This window comes from Pseudoalteromonas sp. JC28 (assembly GCF_013319255.1).
Lineage (GTDB): Bacteria > Pseudomonadota > Gammaproteobacteria > Enterobacterales > Alteromonadaceae > Pseudoalteromonas.
Genome location: NZ_QOKX01000001.1, coordinates 969,813 through 990,565 on the forward strand (window position 1 = coordinate 969,813; position 20,753 = coordinate 990,565).

Here is a 20,753-nt window from a genome sequence, read left to right on the forward strand (position 1 = left end):
AAGGATCACAATAAATGAAAGGTATTGCATACCAGAGCGTGCAGCAAGCGCTAGATAACTTAGAAAATATGACCAAAGGTGTAGCGCCAATTGCCGAAAGCGAGTATTTAGCAAGAATAGAAAAAGCTCAACAATATATGCAGCAAAACAACATTGATGCACTCTATTTAAATGCTGGTACAAATTTAAAATACTTTACTGGTTTGCAATGGTACGCCAGTGAGCGTTTGGTCGGTGCTATTTTACCCGCCAATGGACAAGTTCAGTTTATCGTCCCGTTTTTTGAAATTGGCTCTATTAAGGATTATTGGCTGATTGAAGGCCCTATTCATGCTTGGCAAGAAGAAGAATCTCCTTACGAGCTCGTTGCAAACGTACTTAACACACTCAATATTGATAGCACAGGCACACTCGCCATTGACGAAAGCACTGCGTTTTTTGTTGCTGATGGGATCAGACTCGCGGCACCTGAGCTTTCGCTTATCAATGCAAAGGCAGTAACCGCGCATTGTAGAATGCATAAATCGGCCAATGAAATTGCCCTTATTCAACGTGCAATGGACATGACACTTGCCGTACATAAAGCAACGGCATCTATGCTGTATGAAGGGATCACCACAACCGAAGTTGAAGCCTTTATTAATGAAGCGCACAAAAAAGTGGGGGCACCGGGCAATTATTTTTGTATTGTGCTATTTGGTGTGGCGTCGTCATTCCCACATGGTGTAAAAAATCCACAAACGCTGAAAAAAGGCGATGTGGTTCTCGTCGACACTGGTTGTAAGTTACACGGCTATCTCAGCGATATCACCCGTACTTATGTTTTTGGCGACCCCAGTGAAAAGCAAAAGTCCGTTTGGCAAATCGAGAAGCAAGCGCAAATTGCAGCATTTAATGTAGCCAAAATTGGTGCGCCCTGTGGCGCTGTTGATAAAGCCGCGAGAGAGTATATTGCCAGCAATGGGCTCGGTCCTGATTATCAACTACCAGGTTGCCCACATCGCACTGGGCACGGTATCGGCTTAGATATCCACGAATGGCCTTATTTAGTCAAAGACAACCCAGAACCGCTTGCAGCTGGAATGTGTTTTTCAAATGAACCGATGCTGGTTATTCCTGATGAATTTGGCATTCGCTTGGAAGACCATTTCTATATGACCGACGATGGTCCACGTTGGTTTACTGAGCCTGCGCACAGCATAGACAATCCTTTTGGGGTTAAGTGATATTAGAAATAAATGATGAGTTGCTCTGATGAGGAACTCATCATTTATCGTGATTGATTAGAGCACAGCTTAATTGGTATAAACATAGCATCTACAATTTACTGCGCTACAACTTATGATTGCAACTACTCCACCACCACCCTATTACGCCGTAATTCTTACCAATATAAAAAATGAAGACGACGAGGGTTACGCCCAAACCGCGTCGAGAATGGTCGAGCTTGCACAGCTTCAACCCGGTTTTTTAGGATTAGAATCTGCGCGTGAGGAGGTTGGGATCACCGTTTCTTATTGGCGAGACCTTGAGTCAATCAAAGCATGGAAAGCCAATGCTGAGCATATTGAGGCGCAAAAAAACGGCAATAAAAAATGGTATCAAAGCTATACAACTCGTATCGCCAAGGTAGAGCGTGAATATAGTCTTTGAGCTAACGCTTAGTTGTTGTCGCTTGCGCTTTGTTCACTCGCGACTTTAACCGTGATAGCCCTTGAGGCGTTACGCTCAAATAATTAGCCAGATCATAATTTGCTAAACCATTAACCCAATGCGGACGTTTGTCACGCAAAAAACAATATCTTTGCTCCAGCGTATTTAGTAGTAGAAAAGCTTCTTTTGCTTCTTTAAATAGCAACTGCTGTTCTAATAATTTTAATTTAAGTGCGCGAAGATTATCTTGTTCTAATTCGGCTAGCGGAACGAGTACCAACTCCACATCATCCAGCGCAGAGATTTGATAGAAGCTAGGAGATTTTTGGATCCATTCAGCAAATAAAATACAAAGTTCACCAGCAAAATAGAACTCCTTATGTCTTAGCTCCCCTGTTTCATTTACAACCGATGATACAAGCTTACCAGAGCGGATAAAAAAGCCATGACGTTGCACTTGCCCTTGTTGCAATAATATTTCATTGCGGCTGCAGCGCTTAGTGTCGAACGTTGGGTTTTGCTGAGTAAGTGTTAATAATTCATTTTTTGTGGCTTCACAAAGCTGACCGAGTTTATGAAAAGGCATAATCCCCTCATGCAATTGGTATAGCGAGATCAAAAAAGGCTCCTTGAGGAGCCTTTTTAACGTGTGGTATTAACTTACCAACCCGCTTTCTCTTTTAGTGCAGAACCGATTTCTGCAAGAGAGCGAACTGTTTTAACACCCGCTGCTTCAAGTGCTGCGAATTTCTCGTCAGCTGTACCTTTACCGCCTGCGATAATTGCACCAGCGTGACCCATACGCTTACCTGGAGGAGCTGTAACACCTGCGATGTAAGAAACAACAGGCTTAGTTACGTTGTGCTTGATGTACTCAGCCGCTTCTTCTTCAGCTGTACCGCCGATCTCACCGATCATGACGATAGCTTCAGTTTGCGGATCGTTTTGGAACATCTCTAGTACGTCGATGAAGTTAGTGCCTGGGATTGGATCACCACCGATACCAACACAAGTAGATTGACCGAAGCCAGCGTCTGTTGTTTGCTTAACTGCTTCGTAAGTCAAAGTACCAGAACGTGACACGATACCTACTTTACCAGGTAAGTGGATGTGACCTGGCATGATACCGATCTTAGTTTCACCTGGTGTGATAACACCTGGGCAGTTAGGACCAATCATGCGAACGCCAGTTTCTTCTAGCTTCACTTTAACATCAACCATATCTAGTGTAGGGATGCCTTCAGTGATACATACGATTAGTTCGATACCTGCGCTGATCGCTTCAAGGATAGCGTCTTTACAGAACGCAGCTGGTACGTAGATAACAGATGCAGTTGCACCAGTTGACTCTACCGCTTCACGTACTGTGTTAAATACAGGTAGACCTAAGTGAGTTGTGCCGCCTTTACCAGGAGAAACACCGCCAACCATTTGCGTACCGTACTGGATAGCTTGCTCAGAGTGGAAAGTACCCTGACCACCAGTGAAACCTTGACAGATTACTTTAGTATCTTTGTTAATTAGTACAGACATTATTTGCCCTCCGCAGCAGCAACTACTTTCTCAGCAGCGTCAGTTAGTGACTCAGCTGCAATGATGTCAAGGCCAGAGTTAGCTAGTACTTCACGACCAGCTTCAGCGTTAGTACCTTCAAGACGTACAACTACTGGTACGTTTACGCCAACTTCTTTAACCGCACCGATAATACCTTCAGCGATCATGTCACAACGTACGATACCACCGAAAATGTTAACTAGTACTGCTTTAACATTGTCGTCAGAAAGGATGATCTTGAATGCTTCAGATACACGCTCTTTAGTCGCGCCGCCACCAACGTCTAGGAAGTTAGCTGGCTTGCCGCCGTGTAGGTTTACGATGTCCATAGTACCCATCGCAAGGCCTGCACCGTTAACCATACAACCAACGTTACCGTCTAGTGCTACGTAGTTAAGCTCAAAGCTTGCTGCGTGTGCTTCACGTGCGTCTTCTTGTGAAGGATCGTGGAATTCGCGGATCTTAGGCTGGCGGAACAATGCGTTGCCGTCTACACCGATTTTGCCGTCTAGGCAGTGTAGGTTACCAGCGTCTGTGATCACTAGAGGGTTGATTTCTAGTAGAGCAAAGTCGTGGTTGATAAACATTTGCGCTAGACCCATGAAGATCTTAGTGAATTGCTTAACTTGAGTTGGGTTCAAACCTAGTTTGAACGCTAGCTCACGACCTTGGTAAGCTTGAGGACCTACTAGTGGGTCGATCTCAGCTTTATGAATTAGTTCAGGCGTTTCTTCTGCAACTTGTTCAATTTCTACACCACCTTCAGTTGATGCCATGAACACGATTTTACGTGAACCACGGTCAACAACAGCACCTAGGTATAGTTCATTTGCAATATCAGTGCAGCTTTCTACTAAGATTTTAGCAACAGGCTGACCTTTCTCGTCTGTTTGGTAAGTAACTAGGTTTTTACCTAACCAGTTTTCAGCGAATGCGCGGATTTCGTCTTTGCTGTCTGCAAGTTTAACACCGCCAGCTTTACCACGGCCGCCAGCGTGTACTTGACACTTAACAACCCACTTGTCTCCACCGATTTTACCAGCAGCTTCAACTGCTTCTTGAGGTGTATCACAAGCAAAGCCTTCTGATACAGGTAAACCATATTCGGCAAAAAGTTGTTTTGCCTGATACTCATGCAAATTCATGATGCTTTATCCAATTTTTTATACTAAAAAAGCTGAATATTTATGCAAATAGTCAGCTATCCCAAATTGCGCACATAGTATAGATCCCAAGGCTTCTGATGAAAACCCCACTTAGACCAAAGGCGCAAAAAAAAAGCTGTATGCGAGCATACAGCTTATTCTTTAAACAAATATTATACGTCTAGTAGTAGACGTGTTGGATCTTCAAGTAACTCTTTAATTGTTACTAGGAAACCAACTGACTCTTTACCATCGATTTGACGGTGGTCATAAGATAGTGCTAGGTACATCATAGGTAAAATTTCAACTTTACCGTTTACTGCCATAGGGCGCTCTTGGATTTTGTGCATGCCCAAGATTGAAGACTGTGGCAAGTTGATGATAGGCGTAGATAGTAGTGAGCCGAATACACCACCGTTGGTAATAGTGAAGTTACCGCCAGTCATATCGTCAACAGTTAGTTTGCCATCACGACCTTTGATAGCCAATTCGCGAATATTCTTCTCGATTTCAGCAACAGAAAGCTTATCGCAATCACGTAGTACTGGAGTCACTAGACCACGAGGTGTTGATACCGCGATGCTGATGTCAAAGTAGTTGTGGTAAACGATATCGTCACCGTCGATTGACGCGTTAACTTCAGGGAAACGCTTAAGTGCTTCAGTTACCGCTTTCACGTAGAAAGACATGAAACCTAAACGAATACCGTGGCGCTTCTCAAATACCTCTTGGTACTGCTTACGAAGATCCATGATTGGCTTCATGTTTACTTCGTTGAACGTTGTCAGCATTGCTGTTGAGTTCTTCGCTTCTAATAAGCGGTTAGCGATTGTCTTACGTAGACGAGTCATTGGTACACGTTTCTGAGTACGCTCACCTACCGGGGCAGCTGGTGCTGAAGCTGCAGGCTTAGACTCTGATTTTGCTGGTGCTTTAAGGAAAGCGTCCACGTCTTCTTTAGTAATGCGACCACCTTTACCAGACCCTTTGATCTTAGCAGCATCAAGGCCTTTCTCTGCGATAAGACGACGAACAGATGGTGTTAGTACATCTGAGTTTTCGTCAGAAGCAGCAGCTGGTGCTTCTTCTTTCTTCGCACTTGATGATGCAGCTGGTGCGCCACCGGCAACGATTTTACCGATAACTTGATCACCTAGTACTGTCTCACCTTCAGCGTGGATGTGCTCACCCATCACACCGTCTTCAGGTGCAACAACTTCAAGAACCACTTTATCTGTTTCAATATCAACTAGATTCTGGTCGCGGCTAACCGCTTCACCTGGTTGAACGTGCCAAGTTGCGATAGTAGCGTCTGCTACTGACTCAGGAAGTACAGGTACTTTAATGTCCACTTCTTTACCTTCTGCTGCTGGCGCCGATTCTGACGCTGCTGGTTTTTCATTTGATTGAGCAGGCGCTGCTGCTTCATCAGCAGCACCTAGTTGTGCAATAACTTGTTCGCCAAGAACGGTTGCGCCTTCCTCTTCAGAAATTGTAACGATAACACCATCTTCTGGCGCTACAACTTCTAAAACGACCTTATCCGTTTCGATGTCAACTAAGTTTTGATCACGAGTCACTTTATCGCCAACGCTTACATGCCATGTAGCAACCGTTGCATCGGCAACAGACTCAGGAAGAACAGGAACCTTAATTTCGGTTGTCATCTCTTATTCCTTATTTCTTAATTGTTAAAGCGTCAGCAATTAACGCGTTTTGTTCTTTAGTATGTGTAGACATGTATCCACATGCTGGTGCAGCTGAAGCCTTACGGCCTGCATAAGTCAGATTTGCGCCAGCTGGGATAGCTTCCCAGAAATGATGCTGTGAACAGTACCAAGCACCTTGGTTTTGTGGCTCTTCTTGACACCAAACAAAATCTTTTACGTGCTGGTAGCGAGCCATGATCTCATCCATCTCTTTGTGAGGGAATGGATATAGCTGTTCAACACGAACGATTGCCACGTTGTTAAGCTCTTGCTTACGACGTTCTTGCAGTAGTTCGTAATAAACCTTACCGCTACAGAACACAACACGCTCAACGTTTTCAGGATTGATATCATCAATCTCATCGATCATGTTATTGAATACGCCTTCGGATAGCTCTTCTAGGCTAGAAACAGCTAATGGGTGGCGTAATAGCGACTTAGGCGTCATTACAATCAGAGGACGACGTAGTGGACGAACCGATTGACGACGTAGCATTGCATAAACTTGCGCTGGTGTTGACGGCACACATACTTGCATATTGTGGTCAGCACAAAGCTGTAAATAACGCTCTAAACGCGAAGAACTGTGCTCTGGACCTTGACCTTCATAGCCATGAGGAAGTAGTAGTGTTAGACCACATAAACGACCCCACTTCTGCTCACCTGAACTTAGGAATTGGTCGAATACGACTTGAGCACCGTTGGCGAAGTCACCAAATTGCGCTTCCCATAGTACCAATGACGTTGGCTCTGCTGTCGCGTAACCATATTCGAACGCAAGTACCGCTTCTTCCGATAGTACTGAATCGTACACTTCGAACAGGCCTTGACCTTCACGAATGTTTTGCAGCGGAAGATAAGTCGACGCGTCTTTTTGGTTATGAACTACGGCATGACGGTGGAAGAATGTACCACGACCAGAATCCTGACCAGTAAGACGAATATCAGTGCCCTCATCAACCAAGGTCGCGTAAGCCAATGTCTCAGCCATACCCCAATCAAGCATTTTCTCGCCTTGCGCCATAAGTTTACGATCATCGTAAATCTTTTTAACGCGTGATTGTGCTTTATGAGCCTCTGGGTAGCTCGCAATCTTTTCGCCAAGCGCTTTGAGTTTATCTAGCGCAACCTTTGGCTCATACGGCGTATCCCAATCGTGACCAACATACTTAGACCAATCTGATGAGTGTTTGGTTTCTTTTTGAATTTCTTCAACGACACAAACGCCTTTATCAAGACCATTTCGGTACTCGTCAGCAATTTGTTTCGCATCGTCTTCAGAAATCACACCTTCGCGTACAAGTTGATCAGCATACAATTGGCGAGGTACTGGGTGCTTTTTGATCTTCTGATACATCAGCGGTTGCGTCGCATTTGGCTCATCCGCTTCGTTGTGGCCGTGGCGACGGTAACATACTAAGTCAATTACCACATCGCGTTTAAACTTGTTACGGAAATCAAGTGCAACTTGTGTAACAAAAGCAACAGCTTCAGGATCGTCTGCGTTCACGTGGAAGATAGGTGCCTGAACCATTTTAGCGATATCAGTACAGTATTCAGTCGAACGAGTATCTTCGCGTTTTGACGTAGTGAAACCAACTTGGTTATTAACTACGATACGGATCGAACCGCCAACTCCGTATGCACGTGTTTGCGATAAGTTAAACGTTTCTTGAACGACACCTTGACCTGCGATTGCAGAGTCACCGTGAATTGTGATTGGTAATGCTTTAGAACCACTTTGGCAATTCAAACGGTCAAGACGAGCACGTACCGAACCCATTACTACTGGGTTTACGATTTCAAGGTGAGATGGGTTAAATGCCAATGCCATATGAACATTGCCGCCCTTCGTACCGAAGTCAGAAGAGAAACCCATGTGGTATTTAACATCACCAGAACCTGCGTGCTCGCCATATTTACCTGCGAACTCGTCAAATAGTTCTTGAGGGTTTTTACCCAATACATTCACTAGTACATTTAGACGACCTCGGTGGGCCATGCCAATTACGACTTCTTGCTGACCGCTTTCACCAGCACGGTGAATAAGCTCTTTCAGCATAGGCACAAGTGAGTCACCGCCTTCTAGAGAGAAACGCTTAGCGCCTGGGAATTTTGCGCCCAAGTACTTTTCTAAGCCGTCTGCAGCAGTTAGACCTTTGTAGATTCTTAGTTTGGTTTCTTTGTCGAATTGTGGCTTCGAGAAGGACGATTCCAAACGCTGTTGTAACCAACGTTTTTCTTCGGTAGAGGTGATGTGCATGTACTCTGCACCGATAGAGCCACAGTATGTCGCTTTAAGCGCAGCGTACAAGTCTTTGAGTTTCATTGTCTCTTTGCCACAAGCAAAAGAGCCAACGTTAAATTCTTTATCTAAGTCTGCATCAGTTAAATCATGAAAAGCAGGGTCAAGATCGCGAACACGTTCTCTATCCCAAATCCCTAAAGGATCTAGGTTTGCGTTCTGATGACCTCTGAAACGGAATGCATTAATTAACTGCAGAACTTTAACTTGCTTGGCATCAGCAGAACCCTCTGCGGAAACCACGACTTCTCTGTGTTTGTTTTTAGCAAGCTCCGCAAATTGCGCTCTTACTTCTGAATGTTTAGTGTCAACATCCACTCCATCAACTTTAGGTAGTTGATCAAACACCTCTCGCCACTCTTCTGGCACTGAAGCTGCATCATCTAGATACGCCTCATATAGATCTTCTACGTACGCAACGTTACCGCCGTACAAATGCGAAGATTCTAGCCATGCCTTCATCACACCTTCGTGCATCTATTAGCCCTTTTATCTAGCGCAGAAACTCAAACGAAAACAAGATGGCAAGCTTTTGCTTGCCATCTTAGCTAGTAGTATGTGTTATACCGAACGGTTTAACAACATTGATTTAATTTGTCCAATTGCCTTAGTTGGATTAAGGCCTTTTGGACATACGCTAACACAGTTCATAATACTGTGACAGCGGAATACGCTGAACGCGTCATCAAGACCAGCAAGACGTTCTTCTGTCGCTGTATCACGGCTATCAGCCAAGAAACGATAAGCATGTAGAAGACCCGCAGGACCGATGAACTTGTCTGGGTTCCACCAGAAAGAAGGACAAGACGTTGAACAACATGCACAAAGAATACATTCGTACAGGCCATCTAGCTTTTCACGTTCTTCAATAGACTGAAGACGTTCTTCACCACCAGTTGGCTTGTCGTTGATCAAGAATGGCTTAACCTTCTCGTATTGCGTATAGAACTGGCTCATGTCGATTACTAAGTCACGGATCACCGGAAGACCTGGTAATGGACGAATGACGACCTTGCCTTTACCACCGCTCTGCAAAGCAGAAATTGGAGTAATACATGCAAGACCATTTTTACCATTCATATTAATACCGTCAGAACCACATACCCCTTCACGGCATGAACGACGGAAAGATAAAGATGGGTCTTGCTCTTTTAACTGCATAAGAGCATCTAACACCATCATGTCACGACCTTCCTCTACTTCTAGAGAATAGTCTTGCATGCGTGGCGCCGCATCTTCATCAGGATTATAACGATAAACAGATAATTCTAAAGTTGCCATCGCTTAGCTCCTAGTATGTACGTGCTTTCGGTGGGAATGCTTCACGAGTCTTAGGCGCGTAGTTAACTTCACGCTTACTCATAGACTCAGACTCTGGGTTGTAAATCGAGTGACACAACCAGTTTTCATCATCACGCTCTGGGTAATCGAAGCGAGAGTGTGCACCACGACTTTCCGTACGGAAGTTCGCAGCAACCGCTGTCGAATACGCTGTTTCCATCAAGTTATCTAACTCTAGACACTCGATACGTTGCGTGTTGAATTCAGCAGACTTATCGTCAAGACGTGCGTACTGTAGACGCTCACGAATCTCTTTAAGTTCTTTAAGACCTTCAGCCATTGCATCACCTTCACGGAATACCGAGAAGTTAAGCTGCATACAACGTTGTAGATCTTTCTTGATTTGTACAGGATCTTCACCCTGACCTTTCGCAGAAGTTTCCCAACGGTTAGTACGCGCAAGTGCTGCGTCTACGTTATCGTTGCTTGCTTCTTTGGCGATTTCAGCATCTTTCAAGTAAGTACCAAGGAAGTTACCCGCCGCACGACCGAATACGACAAGGTCAAGCAGTGAGTTACCACCTAGACGGTTTGCACCGTGTACAGATACACACGCAATCTCACCTACTGCAAATAGACCTTCAACGATCTTTTCATTACCTTGACCGTCTACGTTCAGTACTTGACCGTTTACGTTAGTAGGTACACCACCCATCATGTAGTGACAAGTCGGGATTACTGGAATTGGCTCTTCCGCTGGGTCTACGTGTGCGAATGTCTTCGCTAGATCACAAACGCCAGGAAGACGTAAATTAAGTGTCTCAGCACCTAAGTGGTCAAGCTTCAGCTTGATGTGCGGACCCCAAGGACCATCACAACCACGACCTTCACGGATCTCAGTCATCATTGAACGTGCAACAACGTCACGTGATGCTAGGTCTTTCGCGTTTGGCGCATAACGCTCCATGAAGCGCTCGCCATCTTTATTTAGAAGGTAACCACCTTCACCACGACAACCTTCTGTTACTAGTACACCCGCACCTGCGATACCTGTCGGGTGGAACTGCCACATTTCCATGTCTTGCATTGAAATGCCAGCACGAACCGCCATACCAACGCCGTCACCTGTGTTGATGTGCGCATTCGTTGTTGATGCGAAAATACGACCCGCACCACCAGTTGCAAGAACAACTGCTTTTGATTTGAAATAGGTGATTTCACCTGACTCGATGTCGATTGCGGTGACACCCACTACATCGCCATTGTCATTTTTTACTAGGTCTAGTGCATACCACTCAGAGAAAACGTTTGTTTTGTTTTTAACGTTTTGCTGGTATAGGCAGTGTAGCAACGCGTGACCAGTACGGTCCGCTGCGGCTGCTGTACGTGCAGCTTGCTCGCCACCAAAGTTTTTCGACTGACCACCGAAAGGACGCTGATATACGCGACCATTCTCAAAACGAGAGAAAGGTAGACCCATGTTCTCAAGTTCAGTGATAGCTTCTGGACCTGTTTTACACATGTACTCGATAGCGTCTTGGTCACCGATGTAATCAGAACCTTTAACCGTATCGTACATGTGCCATTCCCAGTTGTCCTCGTGAGAGTTACCTAGCGCAACGGTGATACCACCCTGTGCTGATACTGTATGAGAACGAGTTGGGAAAACTTTTGAAATAAGAGCACAAGTTTTGCCTGATTCCGAGATAGCAAGTGCCGCGCGCATACCCGCACCGCCTGCACCGACTACAACTGCGTCAAATTCACGTACGTTATATTTCACTTAAACACCCCACAGAACAAACAGACCAATAGCTACGTAAGCTAAAGCCATAAGGTTTAATACAAAGCCAAGAATAGTGCGAGTTGTTGAGTTCTTAACGTAGTCAGTTAGAACCTGCCACAAACCGATGCGTGTATGTACCATGATACATACTAGTGTGATCATCGTTGCTGCTTTCACAGCTAAATTTGAGAACAACCCTGACCAAGCTTCATAAGTTAGTTCAGGAGTAATTAGAAGATAGCCTACGATGAATACCGCGTAAGCTAGGATAATTAACGCAGTTGTACGTAGTGACACGTAGTCTTGTACGCCATCACGCTTTAGAGTCGCTTGATTTAAGACCATATCCATACTCCAGCCAAAATTGCTACGATAACCCAAAGTGCTAGTGCAATCTTCGCGCTATTGTTGCCTGATTCTAATTCTTCCCAATGTCCCATATCCTGGATCATGTGACGGATACCACCGATGATGTGGTAAGACAATACAGTTAGGGTGCCCCACGCGATGAATTTCGCGATAAAGCCAGACATCAGTTCTTTTACAAACTCGAAGCCTTCAGGAGAAGAAAGGGATTCAGACCAAGCCCAAATCACAAAGGTCAAAGCGAAGAAGAAAGCAACACCGGTGACACGGTGAAGAATCGACGCTTTAGCCGTTGGCGGCATAGATATAGTCGTAAGATCTAGATTTACAGGTCTTTGCTTTTTCACAGTTACTTGCCCATCTTTGCCCACAAAGGAGCTCATCTACTTGTTTTTATGAAACCCACCTACATATTGCAAATGTAGGTGGCACACTCTAGATAAACCAATTAGGACACCAAAAAGTTCACTCGAGTGTAAAAATTGATGTAAAAATAGGTTTACCCACAGACGATACGGTATAAAACCGTTGACAGTATATAAGGCTATGCGCCCTTTTACAATTCTTGTTTAGATAGAGACGCTTGCGAATTAGCGAATGGTCTAATATTTAATCGCCGTAGAATATTTATTATACATTTATGCATAAATCACAGAAAAATTGACTTTTAACCTAGGTTATAAGTTAGAATGATCTGAATTTGCTTAACATTAGTATCACAACATAACAATCAGAATATTGTTATTAAATAGGAGACAAATAGATGGCAGATAAAAAAGCCACAGTCCATATTGATGGTCACGATCCGATTGAGTTACCAATTTACGAAGGTACAGCTGGTCAAGACGTAGTTGACGTTCGTTCTTTAGGTGCTCACGGCCTATTTACGTATGACCCAGGATTTATGTCGACTGCCTCTTGTGACTCGTCTATCACTTACATTGACGGTGCCAAAGGTGTACTGCTTCATCGCGGTTATCCAATTGAGCAACTTGCTGAAAATTCTAACTATATTGAACTTTGCTACCTACTATTAAACGGTGAATTACCAAGCGAAGAACAACTAGCTGAGTTCTCAGATGAGATCACTCGCAACACAATGATGCACGAGAAGATTGCTGCGTTTTTCCAAGGCTTCCGTGTAGATGCACACCCTATGGCAATGCTATGTGGTGTAGTTGGTGCGTTATCTTCGTTCTACCACTCAGATTTGGATATTTCTGACGAAGATCAACGTATGCGTTGTGCAATCAAATTAGTAGCTAAGCTACCAACAATTGCTGCAATGGCGTACAAATATAACGTTGGCCAACCGTTCGTATATCCACGTAACGACTTGAGCTACGCAGAAAACTTCCTTCACATGATGTTCTCTGTGCCAGCTGAAGACTACAACGTCAGCCCTGTACTTGCTAAAGCAATGGATCGTATTTTCATGCTTCACGCAGATCACGAGCAAAACGCGTCAACTTCAACAGTTCGTCTTGCTGGCTCTTCAGGTGCAAACCCTTACGCGTGTATCGCGGCAGGTATTGCATCACTTTGGGGCCCTGCACACGGCGGCGCAAACGAAGCATGTTTAACTATGCTTGAAGAAATTGGTTCTGTTGATCGTATTGACGAGTACGTTGCAAAAGCAAAAGATAAGAACGATCCGTTCCGTCTAATGGGCTTTGGTCACCGTGTTTATAAAAACTTTGACCCACGCGCGACAGTAATGCGTCAAACGTGCCACGAAGTACTTAAAGAGCTAAACATTCAAGATCCACTGCTTGACGTAGCAATGAAACTTGAACAGATCGCCCTAGAAGACCCTTACTTCATTGAGAAGAAACTATACCCGAATGTAGACTTCTATTCTGGTATCATTCTTAAAGCAATCGGTATTCCAACAAGCATGTTTACGGTTATCTTCGCGATGTCTCGTACTGTGGGCTGGATTTCACACTGGAACGAAATGCTTTCTCAACCAGGACACAAAATTGGTCGTCCGCGTCAGCTTTACAAAGGCTACACGTCTCGCGACTACAAAACACAAAACGACAGATAATCTCGTTATTGTGTTTGAAAAGGCCGCTTAATGCGGCCTTTTTTGTTTTAATATCGCCGCGTATTCGTTAGAATCGCGCTGCTCAATTAACTCAGGTACGTTATGACTGACATCCAATCTCTGCGCAACGACTTTCCAATTTTGAACAAACAACTTGATGGACAGCCGCTTTGCTATCTTGACTCTGCTGCAACTGCGCAAAAACCGAACAAAGTCATTGATGTCATAAAAACTTTTTATCAAGATGAGAATTCAAACGTACATAGAGGTTTACACACGCTTAGTGAAAACGCCACTGTTCGCTACGAAAGTGCCCGAGAAACAATTGCCAATTTTTTAAATGTTGAAACACGAGAAATAGTATGGACCAGCGGCGCAACTGAATCACTAAACTTGTTGGCTCATGGCCTGAGTGCACGCTTCACTTCAGACAGTGTAATTGCCATCAGTCCCTTTGAACATCACGCTAACATAGTGCCTTGGCAAGAAGCTTGTCAGCGTACCGGCGCAACTTTACTGGTGTTACCTATGTTAGACGGCGTCCTCGATGAGCAAGGTGCCATTGCGATGTTAAAGCAGCATAAACCTGATGTGTTAGCGATGGGCCATGTTTCAAACGCACTTGGGAATATTCATCCAGTTGAGTCGCTCATCTCGGTTTGCAAAGCCTTGGGTACCATCACGGTTATCGACGGCGCACAGTCTTTACTGCATTTAAGACCTGATCTGAAGGCGCTGGATTGCGACTTTTATGTTTTTTCAGCTCACAAAGCGCTTGGACCAACAGGTGTCGGCGGACTTTATGGTAAATACCAGCAACTAAATGCGCTCCCCGTATACAAAACCGGCGGCGAAATGATAAAAGAAGTGAGTTTTGAGCGATCCAGCTATCGAGAGGCACCTGGCAAGTTTGAGCCCGGCACTCCCAATATTTCTGGCGTTATCGGATTTGCCGCAGCGATAGATTATGTAAACGAGATTGATCCCAGTGCACTTCAACGTTATGAGCAAGCGCTCTATCACTTCCTTCTAGAAAAGCTAAAACAGATTGAAGGCATCACGGTTTATGGCGATACACAAAACAATGTTGGCGTCGTCAGTTTTAACTATAAAAACGAACACCACTACGATCTTGCCACACTACTCAATACATACGGCGTAGCAGTCAGAAGCGGACACCATTGTACTCAGCCGCTAATGAAAATGCTCAAGGTTAATGGGACAGTACGTGCAAGTTTGGCTTTTTATAATAACCAAGACGATATTGAGCATTTTATTAATGCGTTAAGTGCCACAATAGAATTATTAGATTGAACTTATGAATATTGAACATATCACAAAAAAATTGTCTGAAAGTCATGGCTGGCAAGCCAAGTATCGTGAAATTATGCTGCTAGGTAAACAACTTCCTGAGCTTCCTGATGCGTTGAAAGTTGACTCAGCGTTAGTGTCGGGCTGTGATAGTAAAGTTTGGCTCTATCTGGACTTAGATGAAAACGCGCAGCAGCTCGTACTTATTGCCGACTCAGATACGCGTATTGTTAAAGGCATACTTGCAATCATCATTGCAGCGTACGCAGGTAAAACGCCTGAGCAAGCGAGCCAATTTAATGCTTATAAGCTGTTCGAGTCGCTTGGATTAATTGCTCACCTAAGCCCATCAAGAGGTAATGGTATACGTGCGATTGTTGAACAGATCCAAGTGCAGGCGGAGATATTAAAATAACGTGATATAAGGTGCTCAAACGAGCACACTTATTCGCTGCTTTTGCTTTGTTTATCGAGGTACTTACGTATTGCTTTGGACGCCGCAAAAAAACCAAAACTCCCGGTTACCATAGTGGCAGAGCCAAACCCGGTGGCGCAGTCCATGTTTTTCCCACCTTCAGCTTGTTGCTTTGCTTTGCACACGGTGCCATCGGTACTTGGGTAAACGAGTTGCTCTGTGGAATACACGCAATCTACGCCAAATTTACGTTTTGGATTATCGCTAAAGTTATATTGTTTTCTGAGAATATAGCGTACTTTTGCCAGCAGCGGATCATGGGTCGTCTTTGCCACATCCCCATATTGGATCTGGCTCGGATCGGTTTGACCGCCTGCACCACCTGTGGTGATCACCGGTATTTTATTGCGCTTACAATGTGCGATTAGCGCCGCTTTCTCTTTAACCGCGTCGATACAGTCGATAACATAATCAAAGCCTTGAATGTAGTTTCTAATGTTATCTAACATCAGAAAATCATCGATCAGGGTAACTTCACAATCTGGGTTAATCGCAAGACAGCGATCTCGCATTGCTTCAATCTTTTGCATCCCGATACTTTCGCTATGAGCATGTAACTGACGGTTGATGTTGGTTACACAAATATCGTCCATATCGATAAGCGTTATTTTACCTATACCCGTTCTCACTAGCGCTTCTACAGCCCAACTGCCAACGCCACCAATACCAATGACACAAAAGTGTGCTTTACTTAATGCTTCCAACTCGGCGTTACCGTATAACCGACCAATACCGCCAAATCTTAGTTCTCTATTCGAATCCGTCATGTTACCACTCTAATTGACTTGGATTTTGCCAACTTGCAAAGATTTCATGTGCCAATAAATGGCCAAATGCACCATCACCTTCAGGCGCAGCTTGATAGCGTTGATGTATACCTTGCCATTCAAATTCAAGGCAAAATGCATGAAGATACGTTCTATCCGCAGGCTCTCCACTATAGGCTAAATCACCTAAAATTGGTGCACCGATGCTTTTTAGTGCCACCCGAATTTGGTGTGTTTTACCGCTAAACGGTTTGACAATACAAGCGCGTAGGTTGGTCGCAACAGAGCATGAATAAAATCGAGTCACCGCAGGATTTAGCTTAGTTTTAATCAGTTTATAGGTGCCTCTGCGCGACTTAGCCATATCGCCTTTTATCCAACCTTGCTTTTTCTTCGGTTTCGCACTAACTAACGCCAGGTAAAATTTATCTATTTTTCGAGCGGAAAACAGGCTCGTCAGCTGCTTTGCAGCCTCACTAGACTTCGCTAAAAGGATGAGTCCCGACGTGACTTTATCGAGGCGGTGAACCGCAAATAAGGGATAGCCTAGTTGCTCCGTCAGTAAGGCAACAAAACCTGCACCGTCCTCACTATGGAAGCTCAAACCTTGTGGTTTGTATGCAACCACATAGTCTATCTCGTCCGCAATGAGCTTAAACTTTTCCATTCAGTATCTCTTGAACCCGTGCCAAATCTTCGGGGGTATCCACTCCAGCATGCACCGGCTTAACCGCTTTAGCGACCTTAATTTTGTATCCATGATACAGCACACGTAGCTGCTCTAGTGACTCTTGCACCTCTAGCGGTGAAACACTTAGCGATAAATAGGTTTGAATAAAGCCCGCACGATAGGCATATATGCCAACATGACGTTTAAAATGGCTCACTGGAATGCTATTTTTGTCGAGCGTTAACATGCTGTTACGCTGAAACGGAATAGAAGAGCGAGAGAAATACAGTGCGTTGTCTTGAATATCAGACACCACTTTCACCGCATTCGGATTCAACACCTCTTCCACATCTTCCACATCAACGCACAAAGTCGCCATCGGTGCATCAGAATGGTGCAGTAGTGCTGCCACTTGTGCGATGTTATCAGGCTCTAGCAGTGGCTCATCACCTTGTACATTGACCACCAAGGTTTGTTCGTTCAGCCCCAGTTGTTCAACAACTTCGGCGAGTCGCTCAGTTCCAGATTGGTGATCTTCACGCGTCATGAGCACATTATCAGTGAAGTTTTGCGCTGCCTCAAATACCGCACTGTGATCGGTTGCGATATAAACCGCTGCCGCGCCAGATTGAATCGCCTGTTCGTAAACACGCTGGATCATTGGTTTACCGCCGATATCAGCAAGTGGTTTACCAGGCAGCCTGCTTGAAGCATAACGCGCCGGAATAACGACTACGAATTCCACTGCTCAACCTCATCGCTGCTCAGCTCGCGCGCTTCGTTTTCCAATAACACAGGAATATCATCTTTAATTGGATAAGCAAGCTTAGCTGCTGTGCTGATCAACTCTTTGTTTTCTTTGTCATATCTTAATTTGCCTTTACATACTGGGCAGGCAATTATTTCTAGTAATTTGGTATCAAAGGCCATGATAAATCTCTTTCTTTTTAAGTAAATTTAATACCGCTTTTTCAAGCGCTGATGTAGGTTTGGCATCTACTTTGAGGTAATACCAATTATCTTTTGCAAAAGTGCGACACTTTACCGCATCTTTCTCTGTCATAAAAATAGCGCCGTTATCGATTTGCGCGAAGTCGGACGCTTGATATGGATGATGATCCGCAAAATGTAGGCTTTCACTCAGAACAATCCCCTTATCTCGTAGCGTATTTTCAAATCGCGCGGGATTGCCGATAGCACAGACTGAAGCGCCAGCCATTTCAATATTGGATGCTGGACTATCATCTGTAACACGAAAAAAACCAACAGTCTCTAACGTGTAGGAATAACTTTCGCATCCACCATTATATACGGCAAGATCAACACTCTGAATACGCTTAGGTAATTCCCTAAGCGGCCCTGCTGGCATCCATAAGCCATTACCAAAGCGTCGCACAGCATCAACAATACAGAACTCAATATCTCGTGCCAATTTATAGTGCTGTAGCCCATCGTCGCTGACGATGATGTTTACATCGCTATTACCCAATAATTTTTCAATACTGGCTTGTCTATCAGCACCAATCATCACTGGGCATTTCAATCGTTTGGCGAGCAAACAAGGTTCATCACCGCCCTCTTCCGTTGAGGTCGCTTCAGTGACCAAAAATGGGGTTGAACTGGGTTTTGCACCGTAGCCTCGACTGATCACCCCAACCTTAAAACCAAGATTTTCAAGAAAAGGGACTAACCAAAGTACAAATGGCGTTTTGCCGTTACCGCCCACACTGATGTTACCGACAATAATAACCGGAACAGGCGAGCGGTACGCAGGGCAAAAGCCGAGTTGATAAAGCCCCTTTCTCACCGAGCTAATAAGTCCAAATAACAGGCTTAGCGGAAGCAATAATAGCGTTAGTAGTCCCGGTTTTTTATACCAACTTTGCTCTATTTTGGATGCCATTTATTGCTCACCAAACTGCATTTTGCAAAGTGCATGATAAACCCCTTCCTGCACGACCAATTCAGCATGCTTGCCTTGTTCGATGATCTTGCCTTTATCTAGCACATAGATGCAGTCGCAACGCTCGATTGTCGATAACCGATGGGCAATTACTATGGTTGTTTTGTCGGCCATCAGCTCTTCTAACGCTTGTTGGATCAAACGCTCAGATTCTGTGTCTAATGCTGATGTTGCTTCATCTAAAATAAGGATAGGTGCATCTTTCACAATAGCACGCGCGATAGCGATACGTTGTCGTTGTCCGCCAGAAAGCATCACGCCATTTTCACCAACAACGGTATTTAGGCCCTCAGGAAGATCTTTAACAAATTCCCAGACGTGGGCTTGTTTTACTACTTTTTCTAGGGCTTCTTGCGATAAGGGTTGCTTTAACGAGTACATAATATTGTTTGCAATGGTGTCATTAAACAACACCACTTGCTGCGACACGATGGAAAACTGCGCGCGTAGATCCGCAAGCTGGTAATCATTTATGTTCGTGCCATCTAACTCAATACTGCCCGCTTCAATATCATAGTAACGTGGTAATAGATTAGAGATAGTTGATTTGCCTGAACCACTTCTACCTACCAACGCAATACTCTGCCCAGCTTTGATTTCAAGGTTTAATGACTCAATCACCGGGTCGTTTTTAGATGGATAAGTAAAGGTTAAGTCTTTGACTTGTAGGTTACCTTGAGCACGAGATAAAGACTGAGTGCCAGTGTCCTTTTCTTGTTCAAGATCAATCACCGCAAACACACTTTTCGCCGCAGAGATCCCGCGTTGCAGGTCGCTATTCACATTGGCAAGTTGTTTTAAAGGACGCAGCAGCATCATCATAGAGGTGATCAAAGTGACAAAAGTGCCCGATGAAATTTTGTCTACCATAGTAGGCATCGCGACAATCGCGAGTATCACCGCCATTGCGCTCGCCGCTATGATTTGGATGATAGATACGCTCAGCGCTTTAGTCGCATCCATTTTTACGCGTTGCTGACGGTTATGATTATTAACTTTAGCAAAGTGAGAGATGGTTTTTTCTTGGCCACCAAAGCCATGAATGACTTTATGACCCGCCATCATTTGCTCAGAGCTTTTCGTCACTTCTCCCATCGCATCTTGAATATTCTTGGAGATTTTCTTGAAGCGCTTAGACACCACAGTAACGATCACCGCCACGATCGGTACCACAACTAAGAAAATGAGCGATAGCTGCCAACTTGCATAAAACATCGTGATAAGTAAGAAAAAAACAAATGCGCCTTCACGGATCAGCACTTGAAGTGCCTTAGTGACGGCTTGCTGTACCTGCTCCGTATCAAAAGTGATTTTTGATATCATTTCACCATTAGAATGTTGATCATGAAACGACACTGGTAGATACAACATGTGTTCAAATAGTTGCTGTCGCAAAGCACGCACAACCTGCGACCCGACATAAGACAAGCAATACGATGCCATATAATTAAAGATGCCGCGTCCAATAACTAACGCGATGACAACAAAGGGAGCTAATTTTAGTACGTCGCGATTGCCTGCAGTGAGACCCTCATCGATAAACGGATCCATTAAGGCAACGAACGAAGCGTCCATCGCAGCGTACCCTATCATGCCAATTACTGAAAATATGGCAGCGAGTTTAAAGTCTTTTACATAGCTAAATAATCTAGCGTAAATCTGCTTGTCGGTTGGTTGCATTGCCAGCCTCTACTTTTCTATATGGCATTATTGTAACT

General features: G+C 44.4%; 20 protein-coding genes. 5 read left to right on the plus strand and 15 right to left on the minus strand.

Annotated elements, in window-relative coordinates; translation table 11 throughout:
* Positions 1–14 precede the first annotated feature (14 nt).
* Positions 15–1,226 carry a Xaa-Pro peptidase family protein gene (locus tag DS891_RS04185; RefSeq protein ID WP_174168943.1) on the plus strand — a complete coding sequence of 404 codons (1,212 nt, stop codon included), beginning with the start codon at positions 15–17 and terminating at the stop codon, positions 1,224–1,226.
* 115 nt (positions 1,227–1,341) lie between these two features.
* Positions 1,342–1,653: an antibiotic biosynthesis monooxygenase gene (locus DS891_RS04190; protein WP_174168944.1), complete on the plus strand. Its 312-nt coding sequence runs from the start codon at positions 1,342–1,344 to the stop codon at positions 1,651–1,653.
* Position 1,654: 1 nt separating this feature from the next.
* Here DS891_RS04190 and DS891_RS04195 read toward each other — a convergent pair whose 3' ends face one another.
* The 9 genes from DS891_RS04195 to sdhC all read right to left on the minus strand — a co-directional run bounded on the left by DS891_RS04195 (position 1,655) and on the right by sdhC (position 12,146).
* A complete protein-coding gene (locus tag DS891_RS04195) occupies positions 1,655–2,272 on the minus strand; it encodes a Crp/Fnr family transcriptional regulator (protein ID WP_227387163.1) in 618 nt (205 codons plus the stop codon).
* Positions 2,273–2,313: 41 nt separating this feature from the next.
* Positions 2,314–3,186: a succinate--CoA ligase subunit alpha gene (gene sucD / locus DS891_RS04200; RefSeq protein WP_010371451.1), complete on the minus strand. Its 873-nt coding sequence runs from the start codon at positions 3,184–3,186 to the stop codon at positions 2,314–2,316.
* Complete coding sequence (gene sucC, locus DS891_RS04205) at positions 3,186–4,352, minus strand: ADP-forming succinate--CoA ligase subunit beta (protein WP_010371452.1); 1,167 nt, start codon at positions 4,350–4,352, stop codon at positions 3,186–3,188. The genes sucD and sucC overlap by 1 nt, the downstream gene beginning before the upstream one ends.
* Positions 4,353–4,525: 173 nt before the next feature.
* Entirely contained in the window at positions 4,526–6,019 is a 1,494-nt protein-coding gene (odhB, locus tag DS891_RS04210) for a 2-oxoglutarate dehydrogenase complex dihydrolipoyllysine-residue succinyltransferase (protein ID WP_174168945.1), read from the minus strand.
* 10 nt (positions 6,020–6,029) lie between these two features.
* Positions 6,030–8,843 (minus strand): 2-oxoglutarate dehydrogenase E1 component, encoded by a 2,814-nt coding sequence (gene sucA, locus DS891_RS04215; RefSeq protein ID WP_174168946.1) that lies wholly within the window; start codon positions 8,841–8,843, stop codon positions 6,030–6,032.
* A gap of 84 nt (positions 8,844–8,927) precedes the next feature.
* Positions 8,928–9,647: a succinate dehydrogenase iron-sulfur subunit gene (locus DS891_RS04220; protein WP_174168947.1), complete on the minus strand. Its 720-nt coding sequence runs from the start codon at positions 9,645–9,647 to the stop codon at positions 8,928–8,930.
* 10 nt (positions 9,648–9,657) lie between these two features.
* The gene (gene sdhA / locus DS891_RS04225) at positions 9,658–11,430 is read right to left on the minus strand and encodes a succinate dehydrogenase flavoprotein subunit (RefSeq protein ID WP_010371464.1); all 1,773 of its coding nucleotides are present in this window, start codon (positions 11,428–11,430) and stop codon (positions 9,658–9,660) included.
* Positions 11,431–11,778, minus strand: a complete 348-nt coding sequence (gene sdhD, locus DS891_RS04230) for a succinate dehydrogenase, hydrophobic membrane anchor protein (RefSeq protein ID WP_010371467.1) — start codon at positions 11,776–11,778, stop codon at positions 11,431–11,433. It lies immediately after the preceding gene.
* Positions 11,769–12,146 carry a succinate dehydrogenase, cytochrome b556 subunit gene (sdhC, locus tag DS891_RS04235; RefSeq protein WP_125252744.1) on the minus strand — a complete coding sequence of 126 codons (378 nt, stop codon included), beginning with the start codon at positions 12,144–12,146 and terminating at the stop codon, positions 11,769–11,771. The genes sdhD and sdhC overlap by 10 nt, the downstream gene beginning before the upstream one ends.
* A 416-nt stretch (positions 12,147–12,562) precedes the next feature.
* On the opposite strand from sdhC, the gene DS891_RS04240 reads away from it, so the two are divergent.
* From DS891_RS04240 to DS891_RS04250, 3 genes are all read left to right on the plus strand, one after another.
* On the plus strand, positions 12,563–13,849 hold the full coding sequence (locus DS891_RS04240; RefSeq protein ID WP_010371472.1) for a citrate synthase: 1,287 nt from the start codon (positions 12,563–12,565) through the stop codon (positions 13,847–13,849).
* 102 nt (positions 13,850–13,951) lie between these two features.
* Positions 13,952–15,163 (plus strand): aminotransferase class V-fold PLP-dependent enzyme, encoded by a 1,212-nt coding sequence (locus DS891_RS04245; RefSeq protein ID WP_174168948.1) that lies wholly within the window; start codon positions 13,952–13,954, stop codon positions 15,161–15,163.
* A 4-nt stretch (positions 15,164–15,167) separates the two neighbouring features.
* Positions 15,168–15,575, plus strand: a complete 408-nt coding sequence (locus tag DS891_RS04250; RefSeq protein WP_010604648.1) for a SufE family protein — start codon at positions 15,168–15,170, stop codon at positions 15,573–15,575.
* Positions 15,576–15,604: 29 nt separating this feature from the next.
* On the opposite strand, the gene tcdA is transcribed toward DS891_RS04250, so the two are convergent.
* The 6 genes from tcdA to msbA are packed head-to-tail and all read right to left on the minus strand — an operon-like array spanning position 15,605 to position 20,715.
* Positions 15,605–16,402: a tRNA cyclic N6-threonylcarbamoyladenosine(37) synthase TcdA gene (tcdA, locus tag DS891_RS04255; protein WP_017218707.1), complete on the minus strand. Its 798-nt coding sequence runs from the start codon at positions 16,400–16,402 to the stop codon at positions 15,605–15,607.
* A gap of 1 nt (position 16,403) precedes the next feature.
* Positions 16,404–17,069, minus strand: a complete 666-nt coding sequence (locus DS891_RS04260) for a TIGR01621 family pseudouridine synthase (RefSeq protein WP_174168949.1) — start codon at positions 17,067–17,069, stop codon at positions 16,404–16,406.
* On the minus strand, positions 17,056–17,817 hold the full coding sequence (gene kdsB, locus DS891_RS04265) for a 3-deoxy-manno-octulosonate cytidylyltransferase (protein WP_174168950.1): 762 nt from the start codon (positions 17,815–17,817) through the stop codon (positions 17,056–17,058). Before kdsB ends, DS891_RS04260 begins: the two co-directional genes overlap by 14 nt.
* The gene (locus tag DS891_RS04270; protein WP_010371492.1) at positions 17,805–18,002 is read right to left on the minus strand and encodes a Trm112 family protein; all 198 of its coding nucleotides are present in this window, start codon (positions 18,000–18,002) and stop codon (positions 17,805–17,807) included. The genes kdsB and DS891_RS04270 overlap by 13 nt, the downstream gene beginning before the upstream one ends.
* Positions 17,992–18,975, minus strand: a complete 984-nt coding sequence (gene lpxK / locus DS891_RS04275) for a tetraacyldisaccharide 4'-kinase (protein WP_174168951.1) — start codon at positions 18,973–18,975, stop codon at positions 17,992–17,994. The genes DS891_RS04270 and lpxK overlap by 11 nt, the downstream gene beginning before the upstream one ends.
* Positions 18,976–20,715 carry a lipid A export permease/ATP-binding protein MsbA gene (gene msbA / locus DS891_RS04280; protein ID WP_174168952.1) on the minus strand — a complete coding sequence of 580 codons (1,740 nt, stop codon included), beginning with the start codon at positions 20,713–20,715 and terminating at the stop codon, positions 18,976–18,978.
* Positions 20,716–20,753: the final 38 nt, after the last annotated feature.